General features: G+C 55.1%; 10 protein-coding genes. 5 read left to right on the top strand and 5 right to left on the bottom strand.

What is annotated here, in order from left to right:
* The first annotated feature begins 45 nt into the window (after positions 1–45).
* The 5 genes from VA597_RS15180 (at position 46) to VA597_RS15160 (ending at position 6650) form a co-directional block, all read left to right on the top strand.
* The gene (locus VA597_RS15180) at positions 46–1188 is read left to right on the top strand and encodes an acyl-CoA dehydrogenase (RefSeq protein WP_128743765.1); all 1143 of its coding nucleotides are present in this window, start codon (positions 46–48) and stop codon (positions 1186–1188) included.
* Between the two features lie 117 nt (positions 1189–1305).
* A complete protein-coding gene (locus tag VA597_RS15175) occupies positions 1306–1542 on the top strand; it encodes a hypothetical protein (protein ID WP_128743764.1) in 237 nt (78 codons plus the stop codon).
* A gap of 49 nt (positions 1543–1591) precedes the next feature.
* The gene (locus VA597_RS15170; RefSeq protein WP_326974829.1) at positions 1592–3205 is read left to right on the top strand and encodes a sodium:solute symporter family protein; all 1614 of its coding nucleotides are present in this window, start codon (positions 1592–1594) and stop codon (positions 3203–3205) included.
* Between the two features lie 185 nt (positions 3206–3390).
* The gene (locus VA597_RS15165; RefSeq protein WP_326974828.1) at positions 3391–5388 is read left to right on the top strand and encodes a thioredoxin domain-containing protein; all 1998 of its coding nucleotides are present in this window, start codon (positions 3391–3393) and stop codon (positions 5386–5388) included.
* 92 nt (positions 5389–5480) lie between these two features.
* The gene (locus VA597_RS15160) at positions 5481–6650 is read left to right on the top strand and encodes an iron-containing alcohol dehydrogenase (protein WP_128743761.1); all 1170 of its coding nucleotides are present in this window, start codon (positions 5481–5483) and stop codon (positions 6648–6650) included.
* 148 nt (positions 6651–6798) lie between these two features.
* Here VA597_RS15160 and VA597_RS15155 read toward each other — a convergent pair whose 3' ends face one another.
* The 5 genes from VA597_RS15155 to VA597_RS15135 all read right to left on the bottom strand — a co-directional run bounded on the left by VA597_RS15155 (position 6799) and on the right by VA597_RS15135 (position 12743).
* On the bottom strand, positions 6799–7629 hold the full coding sequence (locus tag VA597_RS15155; protein WP_128743760.1) for an FUSC family protein: 831 nt from the start codon (positions 7627–7629) through the stop codon (positions 6799–6801).
* A gap of 3 nt (positions 7630–7632) precedes the next feature.
* On the bottom strand, positions 7633–8304 hold the full coding sequence (locus VA597_RS15150) for an HAD family hydrolase (protein ID WP_128743759.1): 672 nt from the start codon (positions 8302–8304) through the stop codon (positions 7633–7635).
* Positions 8305–8399: 95 nt separating this feature from the next.
* Positions 8400–11450, bottom strand: a complete 3051-nt coding sequence (locus VA597_RS15145) for a hypothetical protein (protein WP_128743758.1) — start codon at positions 11448–11450, stop codon at positions 8400–8402.
* 275 nt (positions 11451–11725) lie between these two features.
* Positions 11726–12445: a bactofilin family protein gene (locus VA597_RS15140; RefSeq protein ID WP_164919090.1), complete on the bottom strand. Its 720-nt coding sequence runs from the start codon at positions 12443–12445 to the stop codon at positions 11726–11728.
* A gap of 37 nt (positions 12446–12482) precedes the next feature.
* Positions 12483–12743 (bottom strand): hypothetical protein, encoded by a 261-nt coding sequence (locus tag VA597_RS15135; protein ID WP_326974827.1) that lies wholly within the window; start codon positions 12741–12743, stop codon positions 12483–12485.
* Positions 12744–12858: the final 115 nt, after the last annotated feature.

Raw genomic sequence — 12858 nt, 5'->3', positions numbered from 1 at the left:
CATCCGCCGCCCAAAGTGCAAACATTCTTGTTAGGAGTATGAAATATGGATTTTTTGTTGAACGATGAACAGCAGCTGTTGCAGAGCATGTTCCGTGAGTTTACGGACAAAGCGATCAGACCCATCGCCGCTTCCCTTGACGAGGAGGAGCGTTTTCCCGCGGAACTGATCCCGCAGATGGGAGAGATCGGCCTGCTGGGAATTCCCGTCCCCGAAGAGTACGGCGGCGGCGGGATGGGCCAGCTGGAATATGTTCTGGCCGTCGAGGAAATCTCCAAGGCCTGTGCCAGCACCGGCGTGACGATTTCCGCGCATACGTCCCTTTGCTGCTGGCCCATTCTGGAGTATGGCACGGAGGAGCAGAAGCAGAAATATCTGCCGCCTCTGGCTTCCGGTGAAAAGCTGGGCGCGTTCGGCCTCACGGAACCATCCGCCGGCACGGATGCCGCAAGGCAAACGACCACGGCCGTGGATCAGGGAGACCATTGGCTGCTGAACGGAAGCAAGATTTTTATCACCAACGGCAGCTACGCCGACACCTATGTTATTTTCGCCATGACGGATAAGGGCCTGGGCAACAAAGGCATCAGCGCGTTCGTTCTGGAAAAGGGCATGCCCGGGTTCACCTTCGGAGCAAAGGAAAAGAAAATGGGGATCCGCGGCTCCGCCACTTATGAACTCATTTTCGACAATGTGAAGGTTCCGAAAGAGAATCTGCTGGGCGAAGTGAATAAGGGCTTTAAGGTTGCAATGAGCACTTTGGACGGCGGCCGCATCGGGATTGCCGCGCAGGCCCTGGGCATCGCGCAGGGCGCGATCGACGTGACCGTCGAGTATGTCAAGCAGCGCGAGCAGTTCGGCAAAAGGATCAGCCAGTTCCAGAATACGCAGTTCCAGCTTGCGGATATGCAGACGAAAGTCGACGCCTCCCGTTTGCTCGTCTACCGCGCCGCGCAGGCGAAACAGGACCACGAGCCTTACATGCACCTTGCCGCGGAAGCCAAGCTTTTTGCTTCCGAAACCGCCAGCGACGTGGCCCGCCGCTGCCTGCAGCTCTACGGCGGCTACGGCTACACCCGGGAATACCCCATCGAGCGCATGATGCGCGATGCCAAGATCACCGAGATCTACGAGGGCACGTCCGAGGTGCAGAGAATGGTGATCGCGTCGCATATGGGCCTGAAATGATTTCCGGGCAAAAATGCTTCATAGTATACTTTATGCTCAAAATGGCGAAAGGAAGGAACGGCTGATTGACAGCCGCTCCTTCCATGCCATCTTGTCGATTGTTGCGGCAGGACCGATATGGGTGCAATTTTGACGGAGAAGGGGGTTACTATGGGAGAAGTTGTTTTTTCGATTTTTATTGGCGGCATATTGGCCGTGTCCGGAATTTTTATGAATCTTATCCTGAAGAAAGAAGAAAGGCAGATCCTGTCGGAACAGAAAAAAAGCCGTCCAAAGGCCGATAAGCTACTCGGAAATGACGAATCAAAGCAGGATGGCCCGGATGACACCGGGAACTGCGGTCACAGCTCCTGACATTCTCCGGTCTGTGGAGGAGACTTGCTTCACGTAAAGAGGGTAACTTATGAATATTTATTTAATAGGCGTTATGGCCTGTCTGGCTGCTTATCTGATTGTAGGCATCTGGGCCGGCCGAAGCGTTAAGAATCTTGACGACTATTACGTCAGCAGCCGCAACGCGCCGACAATTCTGATTGCGGGCACTCTGTTTGCTTCCATGCTGTCTGTCAACGGCTTCATGGGAGATCAGGCCTGGTGCTATAACGGCAACATCACTTCGCTGGTGCTCCTGAACAGCATCTGCGCCTGTGGATACATCTTTGGTCCTCTGTTCTTCGGCCGCTATCTGCGCCGTTCCGAGTGTGAGACGATGCCTGAATACTTTGGAACCCGCTACAACGACCCGAAAATCCGCCGTGTGGCAGGCATTACGACGGTGATCTCGCTGACGGCGTACCTGCTGGCCTGCATCTCCGGTGTCGGGATCCTGATGCAGGAGCTGCTCGGTCTGCCGAAATGGCTCTGCCTGATTCTTGCGTGGGGATGTTTTACCGGTTTTACGTTTTATTCGGGCTCGAAGGGCGTCATCCTGACGGATACCATGATGTCCATGGTTTTTCTGTTTGCCACGATCATCGGCGGTGTTTATGTGTTCAACGCTCAGGGAGGCATCGGAAGCCTTTTGACAAATCTGATGAATAACCCGGCGACGCCGAAGGGTCTGCTGGATTACCATGGCAATATCGCCGGAACCGGCGCGGACACCGTTCTCGGCTCCATCCTGTATTCCGTCACAATGGGCATCATCTGGTTCATCACGGTGGGCGTATCGCCATGGCAGGCGGGCCGGAACATGATGGCCAAAACAGAGCATGTTATTTTCCGTTCCGGCGCGATCGCCGCCGTTTGCACAGTTGTGTTTCTGCTTTATCTGAACCTGGTCTCCGTCTCCGTGATCAATCTGAATCCGGGGATGAAGGATGCGCAGCGGGTGCTGATCTGGGCCTCGTTCAACGTCATGCCAAAGCTGGCGGGAACGTTTATGCTCTCCGGGATCATGGCGGCAGGATTATCCTCGGCTTCCACGTTCCTTTCCGTCATCGGGTTTTCCATTACGTCTGACATCGTGCACGTCAGATTCAAAGACGAGAAGCGGCAGCTGGAAGTGAGCCGTCTTGTGATGCTGATCTTCGGCATTGTTTCTCTTATTTTGTCCTTCCTTGATTTGAGTTCCATTCGCATCATTTCATGGTTCGCTTCCACGATCATCGCGGCTTCGTGGGCCGTGCCGGCCGTCGGCGGCATCGTAAGCAAAAAATTGTCGGCCGCCGGCGCGCGCTGGTCCATGATTGCCGGCTTTCTCGGATTTATCTTCCCCAAATGCCTGGTTGGCCTTGGAATCCCCCCGTTTAATTCTTTCTTTGTCAATTTTCTGGACCCTTTCTTCATTGGGCTTTATCTGAGCCTGCTTTTCGCGGTGATCGGCTCGTGGAGGCATCCTGCCACGGATACTGAAATCGGTTATCGTGAGAAGCTGATGGTGGTTCCGGAAGCGGAGCGGAATCCTGCGGACTACAAGCGGGACAGGACCTACGGCCGTCTGCTGGTCGTGGTGGGCATCGCTACTTCTCTGTTCCTGCTGTTCTGCTGGGCGCTTCCGTACAACCATCTGATCTGATTTTCCATTCCTGTTTTGCACCTTAGTATGCTGATTTTTCAGGCCATCGGTTTTCCTCCCAGGGAGAACCGGTGGTTTTTTATTTTCTTATACGTAAAAAAAGATAAATCTCCCGGTCCATCCCGATTCGTATGGTTTGAATGCGGAATGATCATACTATCAGCGTATTAAAGAGGGGTGGAACAATGGAAACAAAGAAGGCGGCCAACAGGCTGATTTATGAAAAATCTCCCTACCTGCTTCAGCATGCATATAACCCGGTCGACTGGTATCCGTGGGGAGAGGAGGCGTTCGAGCGCGCGAAAGCAGAGGATAAGCCGGTGTTCCTCTCGATCGGCTACTCCACCTGCCACTGGTGCCATGTGATGGAACGGGAGTGCTTTGAGGATGAAGAGGTGGCGGCGGCACTGAACCGCGGCTTTCTCAGCGTCAAGGTCGACCGGGAGGAGCGGCCGGACGTCGACGGCTATTATATGGAAGTTTGCCAGCGGATGACCGGGTCGGGGGGATGGCCGCTCAGCGTTTTTCTCGATCCCGAGGGCGGGCCGTTCTTCGCCGGCACCTATTTCCCAAAATACGACCGGCCGGGAATGGCCGGATTCCTGACCCTGCTGAAAAAAGTGAGTGCCCTGTGGAAAACCGACCGCGCTGGAATCGCGGATTTTGTCGGGCGGGTACGGCTGGAAACCGCGCCGCGCGCCCAGACCCCGGCTCCGGTGGACAGCCTTCTGCCCGAGCGTGTCTTTCACTCTCTGCAACAGAGCTTTGACGAAAAGAACGGGGGCTTTTCCAGTGCCCCGAAATTCCCGAGCCCGCAGAACCTGCTGTTCCTGCTGCGCTGGTATGCCGCGTCCGGGGATCGGGGGGCTCTGCAAATGTGCGAAACGACCCTGACCCGGATGCGGCTGGGAGGCATCTGCGACCAGATCGGCTTCGGCTTCTGCCGCTATTCGACGGACGATCTATGGCTGATTCCCCATTTTGAAAAGATGCTGTCGGATAACGCTCTTCTCAGCATGGCATATACCGAGTGCTGGCAGGCCACCGGGAAGGAAGAATACCGGCGCGCGGCGGAAGAGATTCTCTCCTACCTCACGGGTCGGATGCAGGCGGAAAACGGCGGATTTTACACGGCGGAGGACGCGGATTCCGAAGGGGAAGAGGGCAAGTACTATGCCTTTACACCGGCGGAGCTCCGTTCGGTGCTCGGACCGGACGCGGAGGAATTCTGCCGCCTGTACGGGATTACCGAGCAGGGAAACTTTGAAGGGAAAAACGTCCCGAACCTGCTCCAGGGGGAAATCCCGGAAGGGCGCCGCGAATTTGCCGATTCCTGCCGCCGCAGGGTATTGGCATACCGGAACCGCCGAGTCCCACCCTTTTTGGACGACAAGATTCTCGCCTCCCGCACCGGGCTCGCCATTGCAGCGCTCTCCGTCGCCGCCCGAGCGTTCGGGGAGGAAAAGTATCTGCGGCAGGCGCGCAAAGCGGCGGATTTTGTTCTGAAAAACATGATGGAACAGGACGGTTCCCTGATTTCCGTTTACCGAAACGGCCCGTCGGAGGTTCCGGGATTCGCCGACGATTACGCTTTCCTTCTCTGGGGATTGATCGAACTGTATGAGGCAGGCCAAGAGGGCGAATGGCTGCATCACGCTCTGCGCCTGGAACGGGTGTTTGCCGACCGGTTTGAGGACAGGGAGAACGGGGGCTTTTTCCTTTCGGAGAACAGGGCCGCCCGGTCGCCTGCGCGGAGCAAGGAAATCGCGGATTCCTCTCTGCCGTCCGCCAACGCCGTCCAAGCGTGGCAGATGGTCCGTCTTTCCCGCCTTGCGGAAAAACCGGAGCTGGAAGAACGCGCGGTCCGCACGCTGGAAGCGTTTCCGATTGAATTTACCCGGATTCCGGCCGCTTGCCCGACCGCGGCCTGTGCGGTCCTGTACCTGAGCGGCGGAGGGACGGACGTTGCGCTGACAGCGAGGGAAGAGGGCGAACTGGATCCGATGCTCGCCGTGCTTCGCGACGGATACCGGCCGTTCCTGACCGTCCGCGTCAACCGCGGAGATTTTGGCGCGGAACGTGAAACAGGAAAACCGCGCGCCTATGTCTGCACCGGGCATGCCTGTTTTCCACCGGTCGGCGATCCGGAGGCGCTGCTGCGGCTGATCGACAAGAAAAAATAATTTTTCGAGTGCTTGAAACTGCCGGAGCAGTATGGTAAGATAAGGATAGATTGTTTAATAAATAACAAACAAAGCATCAAGGAGGAATTGCCATGGCGAGATTCACTTTACCGCGTGATATTTATTTCGGATCCGGAGCGATTGAAGAGCTGAAAAATCTGAAGGGCTACAAAAAGGCATTTATCGTGACCGGCGGTCATTCCATGAGGAAAACAGGGTTCCTGCAGAAGCTGGAGGACGTGCTGAAGGGAGCGGGACTGGAAACCAGGATTTACGAGGGCGTCGAGCCGGATCCTTCCATTGAACGCGTGTTCGACGGCGCGAAAGCCATGCGCGAATTTGAGCCGGATGTGATCGTCGCGATCGGCGGAGGCTCCCCGATGGACGCCGCAAAGGCCATGTGGGTGTTCTACGAATATCCGGATAAAACGTTCGATGATATCAAAGATCCGTTCACCATGCCGAAGCTGAGGAAGAAAGCCATCTTTGTCGGAATCCCCTCCACCAGCGGGACGGCGTCCGAGGTCACGGCGTTTTCCGTCATCACGGACTACTCGACCAACATCAAGTATCCTCTGGCCGATTTTGAGATCACGCCGGATATCGCGGTGCTGGATACCGATATTCCGCAGGCCATGCCGAAGACCCTGACCGCGCACACAGGAATGGACGCGCTGACCCATGCCATTGAAGCGTACGTCGCTTCCGCCCGCTCCGATTTCTCGGACGCTCTGGCGCTCAAGGCAATTTCCGATGTTTTTGACAGCCTTCTCGACTCCTACAACGGCGACAAAGAGGCGCGCGGCAAGATGCACGTCGCGCAGTGCCTGGCCGGCATGGCGTTCTCCAACGCGATGCTCGGCATCGCGCACAGCATCGCGCACAAAACCGGCGCGGTATTCCACATCCCGCACGGCTGCTGCAACGCGATCCTGCTGCCGTTCGTCATCCAGTACAACTCCAGAGTCTGCATGGAGCGCTATGCCCAGATCGCAAAGATGCTCTGTCTGCCGGGAGCGACGGATAAGCAGCTCACGGATTCTCTGGTCGAGGCCGTCCGCGCGCTCAACAAAAAGCTCAGCATTCAGCCGACCTACCGCGAAAACGGCGTGAGCGAGGAGGATTTCAAAGCCCATGCGCAGACCATCGCCGAAAATGCGGTGAAGGACCCCTGCACGGGCTCCAATCCGAGGGCGACGGGGGTGGAAGAGATGCTGAAGGTTCTCACCTGTGCGTATTATGGCGAGGACGTCGCGTTCTAAACCTGACGGCTATGCAAGAAACCTTTAATAAACCGAGCAGCCTGGAAGCGTACAACGCTTCCAGGCTGCTTTTTTAAAAGGCGCCCGGCGGCGGTTCAGAAGGCCGACGATTCGGGATGCCGGCGGAACGAAAAACAAGGCCGGGGCGTTATGAGTTCTTCGCGCGTTCGAAAAGCTCCCGCATCCTTTTCATGTGATAGCGGTAGACCGTCAGAATTTCCTCGTTCGGCGCGCCGTCCTCCGTCAGTTCCATGACCTCGACGGCCTTCAGCTCGTCCAGGACCATCCGGTACAGCGAGATGCTGGAGGAAATGCGGAACACCTCATCGTCGTTCCAGCGCAGGATTTTTGCCTCCGAGATATACAGCCACAGCGTGCGCGACAGTGTTTCGATTTCTTCGGCGACCGGTTTGGTGCTGACCGTCCTCCTCGCGGAGGCGTCTTCGATGGCCGCCGCGGTTCTTCCGATCAATTCCGCGTATGCTTTTTTGATTTCCACGGCGTAATTCGGCGGCATGACGGTCAGGTTGACCACAACCGCGACGGCGATGCCGAGCAGCGCGGCTCCCATGCAGGGGAGGGCGTATTTCCAGGGGGCGCTCTGGGCCGCGCCGAACATCACTGCGGCGAAGGAAAAGCTGGACAGAACTCCCGCGCTTTCAAGGTGAAATAAATGGCACAGATACAGCGAGAGAATCACGCCGATTCCGCATAGCCCGGCATTTCCCGGCAGGATGGCGGCGAACGCGGTCCCCACGGCGGAGCCGATCACAACTCCGGCCATTTTGTTCTTTCCGGTTTTTACGGAAAGGTCGATGGATTTCCCCATGGAGATCACCGTAGCGATCACGGCGATAAACGGCTGGTTCAGGTGCAGAAGATTGGAAATCGCGATACAGAATGTCACTGCAATGCCCGTTTTGACAACGCGCAGCCCCAGCCGGAAATTTGTCCGGAAAAAACGGAAGATCCGTTTCATAATTCACCTCTTGCAGTTCATCACCGGCAGAATCTCTATCGGCGTTTTCAGCAGATAGACAGCGCCGTTTTCTTCCAGCTCCCTGCGGTCCCGGAATCCCCAGAGGGCTCCCGCCGTGTCCATGCCGGCGTTGCTCCCGGTTTTCATATCCGTATTCGTGTCTCCGATATAAAGGATCTCCTTTGGCGGCAGCCCGAATTTTCCCGCGATCCTCAGCGCGCCCTCCGGCGACGGTTTGCGGGGAATGCCGGGCTGCTGGCCGAAACAAAGGCCGAAAGTCCCCCTGGGAAACAGAGAAGAGATAATCGCCTTTGTCCACGCGTCGGGCTTATTGGAAAGAATCGCCGTCGCGATGCCGGCTGTTTTCAGCTCTGCCAGCGTTTCTCTCATGCCAGGATATTCGCGGATTAAATACGTCGGGTCGCTTTCATAAAGCGAGCTGTAAACACCTTTCAGCACCTCGGCTTCCCGCTCCGTAAACGCACGGCCGCCGGAAACGGCGGTCAGCATCCGGCGGATCTGCATGTCCGCCCCGTCGCCGACGATTCTGCGGTAATCTTCCTCCGGAATGATCGGATATCCGCACTGTTTCAGCGCCTGATTGGAAAAGTGCGCGATGGAGTACAGGGTGTTCGCCAAAGTGCCGTCAAGATCAAAAATACAAGCGCGATACAAAAAATCACCTGTTTGATTATTTAATAACGGAATCTAGTCTATTTTACAATATTCGGACGGGTATAACAAGTACCCCGTCGGGGAGGTCCTGATTTCTAAACAGGGTCGGAGAACCGGGCCTCCAGCCCGGAGCGTTTTTCGGCTGGCCAGTCGGAATAGACGTCTTCCAGATACAGGCCGTTGGATTTTCCCCTGCAGTAAAGCAGTTCCCCGCTTTCCAAAAGCCAGCTGTCGCAGACAATTCGCGAAGGATCCAGCCAATACCCTGGCTGGGTTTTGTTCAGTGAATCCTCCAGTCCGCAGCGTTTCAGGATGCTTTTGATATACGTCAGATTGGTATGGAACAGGTCGCGTCCTTTCTCAGGAGATGCGTCCGGCCAAAGATCCCCCAGGATGCGTTCCGTAGGGACGGGACGTCCCTTCCAATGGATCAGGTATGAAAACAGCTCTTTAGCCTTGGCGGTGCGCCATTTCAGAGGCCTTTCCCAGTCTTCGGCGGAAAAAGCCTCAAAAGGTCCCATGCAGCGCACGTACATCGGTCTTCGCAGATGGTCGGGGATAGCTCCGGAACGGAGAAAGGCAAACGCTTTCTCCCGCACCGCTTCGGAGGAGTCGTAAAAAAGGATCTCCAGAAGGCTGACGGGACCGCCCTGCTGAATCAGCCATTCGGCTGCTTTCAGCCTGATAGGTTCCTTTGGACTCTTAAGAAGTTCAATCAGCTGGGGTTCCGCCTGTGGGCCCAGGCGCAGAATCAGCCGGTGACAGAAATCCGGCTCGATTTCATTTTCGATCGCCAGCCTCAGGCACGGGCGCATTTCAGGGAAGGTCAGATAGGTCTGAACGTACTGCTCCGCCGCGGAATACCGGATACTGACGGATGCGAAGGGGAGCGCGGCGGCTTCCTCTCCTTCGCTGATCAGAATATTGGCCATCAGGCCGGAAAGCAGGGCGACAAATTGTTTCAGGCCGGTCTGCCGGCTCATCTTGAGCGGCAGTTCCAGGTAGCTTTTGGCCTTTTCCCTGCGGCCGATCCGCAGATAGGCCACGGCGAAATGAAAGGAAGAATAAAGAAGAAGGGAGTCCTTTTTCCGGGTCAGCTTTTGCACACAGGAGTCCAGCATTTTCTCCGCCGTGTCAAAATCCATAAAGGAGTCGGAAAAGATGGTATACCGGATTGCCTCCATCATCTCCGTGTAATGCTCCAGACTGCCGCCGGAATCGCGGAAGCTCTGCAGCGCGAGGTCCATATAGAGCCGGGCGGCCAGCTCGTCGTGCAGGTCGTGGCTCGCAAGCGACATGTTGTAATACAGCAGGTGAAGGTCTTCCGTGAACCCGAGGCGCTTTTTTCGCCCGACGGATTCCTTCATCATGGAAATCGCTTTTTCCGGGTCGCCGCGTTCCCTTTCGATCCAGGCGGCGAACAGGTTGACGGAATGGAATTCCAGGGCGTCGTAATTCCAGCCGTTCGCCTTCAGCGCGCTTTGGTAATACAGAAGCGCGTTCGTATACTCCCCCTGGTTGTAGTATAGCACAGCCATATAGGCCAGAAGGCGGTTTACCGTTCTTGCGCCCGATTCCTTGCCGTGGCTCTTCGCTTCGGCGATCGCCCGTTCCGCCGTTTCGATGGCCCGCACCACATTCCCGCTCAGCCATAGGCTGTAGATGATTTCTCCGGCCGCCTCCATGCGGTATTCAAAGGGGATTTCTTTCGAATCCATCGAAAGGGAATCCAGCAGATTCAGGCTTTCCTGGAATGACGACCGGTAGCGGAGGATGCGCGCCTTGTGGATTGTCAGCCAATACATTGCGGCTGGATTTTTTCCACCACAGTAAAGTTTCATGGCCCTGTCGATCCAAGGTTCGGCCGCCACAAAATTTCCTTTATAGGAAAAAAGAGCCCCTCTTGCCAATATCAATCCGGGAGTGTCGGGGAATCCTTTCTCCCCAAGATGCCGCATCCAATGCTCGACCGTTGAAACTTTTCCCTGTGATAAAAGGAACAGCGCGCTTTTCTCAATGCATTTCGCTGCGAGACCGTCGAGACCGGCCGAAAAGTAGCAGGGAATGGCCTGCTCGAAAAAGTCCCGGCTTTCGTAAAACCGGCCGGCCCGCTCGTAGGCGGAAGATTTCCCGTCGGAAAGCTGGGTGAGCAAAAATTCGCGAAAGAGGGGATGCAGCCTGAAAGACAGTTCCCCGCCGCCTCCGCTTGCCGTCATGAACAGATTGATCTGTTCCAGCCGGGAGAGGAACCCGGCGCTGTGGCCGGAATCCAGCAAAAAATCGCAGGCTTTCGGTGTCAGTTCCTCAAGGACGGATGTCCGGATCAGAAAAGACCGCAGTTCTCCGGGGAGATCATTCATCAGATCGTTCAGAAAATAATGAAACAGTTCTTTTTGACTTTTTTCCGAAACCGCCTCTTCCTTCAGGTCTCCGAAGTTCCGGTAGAATTTGAGCACGGCCAGACCGAGCGGCCAACCGTCCATCGTGTTCCGGAGCCTTTCCATGGCGCCCCCGGAAGCCGGAGAAATATCGTTCATATCGAAAAGCGCATTGATTTCCTGACGGCTGAAAGCAAGGTCCCGTTGGCCTACCTCCTGTACCAGACCGGAGGCTCTGAGCCGAAGCAGATTGATGTCCGGCAGATACCGGCAGGCCAGCACCGCATGTACAAAGGGCGGCAGACAGGTGATTAAGCGCTCCAGAAACCGCAGGATTTCGGGTTCTGAAATCAGATGAAAATCATCGAAGACCAGCAGCAGACCGTCGGAAGACTTTTTTTCTAATTCACAAACGGCGGAATTCAGCAAAAATTCTCTTCGGTTCTCCGGGCTGATTTCCTCGTCATCCATGACCGGCGATTCAAGATCGGCACCGGGAATCACCTTTTCAAGCCCTGCGGTCAGGTATTGGTAAAACTGTACGGGATCATTATCCGTACGGTCCAAATGATACCACATGCAGGGAATTGACGCACGCTTTGCGAATTGCATGGCAAATGTGGTTTTTCCATATCCCGCGGGCGCCACGACGCAGGTGATTTTTTTGTCGGAAAAATGGCAGGTCTGATCCAGCAGGCGGCTTCTTGGGATCATTTTTTTGCCGGAGCGTGGAAACTGAAGTTTGGACTGCATGACTGGATTTTTCATGTTGGCACACGGCTTTTCTCCGAAACGGAAAATTCTGAAGAAGTCAGGGAAGCGGCCGCATCGGCGGCGGGAATATAACTAAGTACATATTAACACATTTATCGATAATCTGCGCGCCCAAATACGGTTTCTCCCTGATTTTGCCGCGTTTCTGAATTTTTACTGCCGTTGCCGCCGCCCGGACCTGACCCCAAAAAGAAAAGCCGCCGTATCATACGGCGGCTTTTCGGGGTGCAGTCAATCGAGGCCCCGGAGCCCTTCTTATTCTTTTGCGTTCATGTGCCGGACGAAAGAGAGACTGTTTCCGCCTCGTCCTTCACACCGAATTGCTCCATGCTTCCGTCCGCGATCTTCAGCTTGCCGGACAGCTTCGCACCGGTCTCTAATGTGATGGTTTTTGAAGTGATGTCTCCGATTACGACGGCGTTGCATCCGCAGTTTACGTTTTCCGAGACGTCGATATTTCCTCTCAGCTTTCCACCCAGCCTTAGATTTTTGCATTTCACAGATCCTACAATCACGGTTTTTGTGTCGGCGGAGACTTCTTCGGAAGCCGTCAGGTTTCCCCGAATGGTACAGGATCCCGCATAAATGGATAGTCCCTGCACATCGCCGTATTGTTTCCCTCCGATTTTTACAGTTCCGGAGGAAATGACTGCTCCATGGACTGTTCCGAGGATGTCAATATCGCCTTCCGAACGGATATCGCCGAAAACGACGGTATCCGAGGCAATCACGGTGACATTTTTTTGACTTTTAGCGGGTTCCCTGCCGTCGGGGACAGGATCTTTTTTCTCGGCAGGCTTTCGTATGACTGCCGGTTCCGTCAATTCCGCCGCAACTTTCCCGGCAGTGTCGAGCCACTCCTTATGCGGAATGTCCGCCAGTTCCGATTCCATCCATTCCTCCTCTGTAAAATCTCCCATGGGGCCGTCCCAGATCCTTTTTACAAGGTGAAGGAACCTGCTCTCCTGTTTTTGGCTTAAAGCATCCAACCGTACATTCCTCCAAAATAATCTTGCAGCCATTATACTATGGGGTTCCAAACATTTTCCAAACAAAAAAGGCCGCTATTTTCCAATCGCGCTCCATTTCGCCTTTTTTCAATAATTTTTTATAAAACCGCTGGAGGACGGATCTATTTAGGGGGAACACGGTGAAAATCGGGAAAAGCAGGACGGCAGGAAGAAAATCTTCCTGCCGTCCTGCTTTAAGCTCCAATTGATTCGGGTCCTCTGTCTTACGAAAAATATTTGCTGCCCTTTCATCTCGGCGGCAGCCCCAAAGCGGCATTTTCCAATGGAATAATCACCGCAGTTTATTTGAAACTGTGACCCGGATTTATACTATATATCGGCGCCTTTTGACCGAATATTAGTTGTAGTCATAATTTAATTTGACGCCTGGC

The organism is Caproicibacter sp. BJN0012 (genome assembly GCF_035986805.1).
Classification (GTDB): Bacteria; Bacillota; Clostridia; order Oscillospirales; family Acutalibacteraceae; genus Caproicibacter.
The sequence above is the reverse complement of the archived record's forward strand: the minus strand, read 5'-3'. Positions and strand labels throughout refer to the sequence as shown.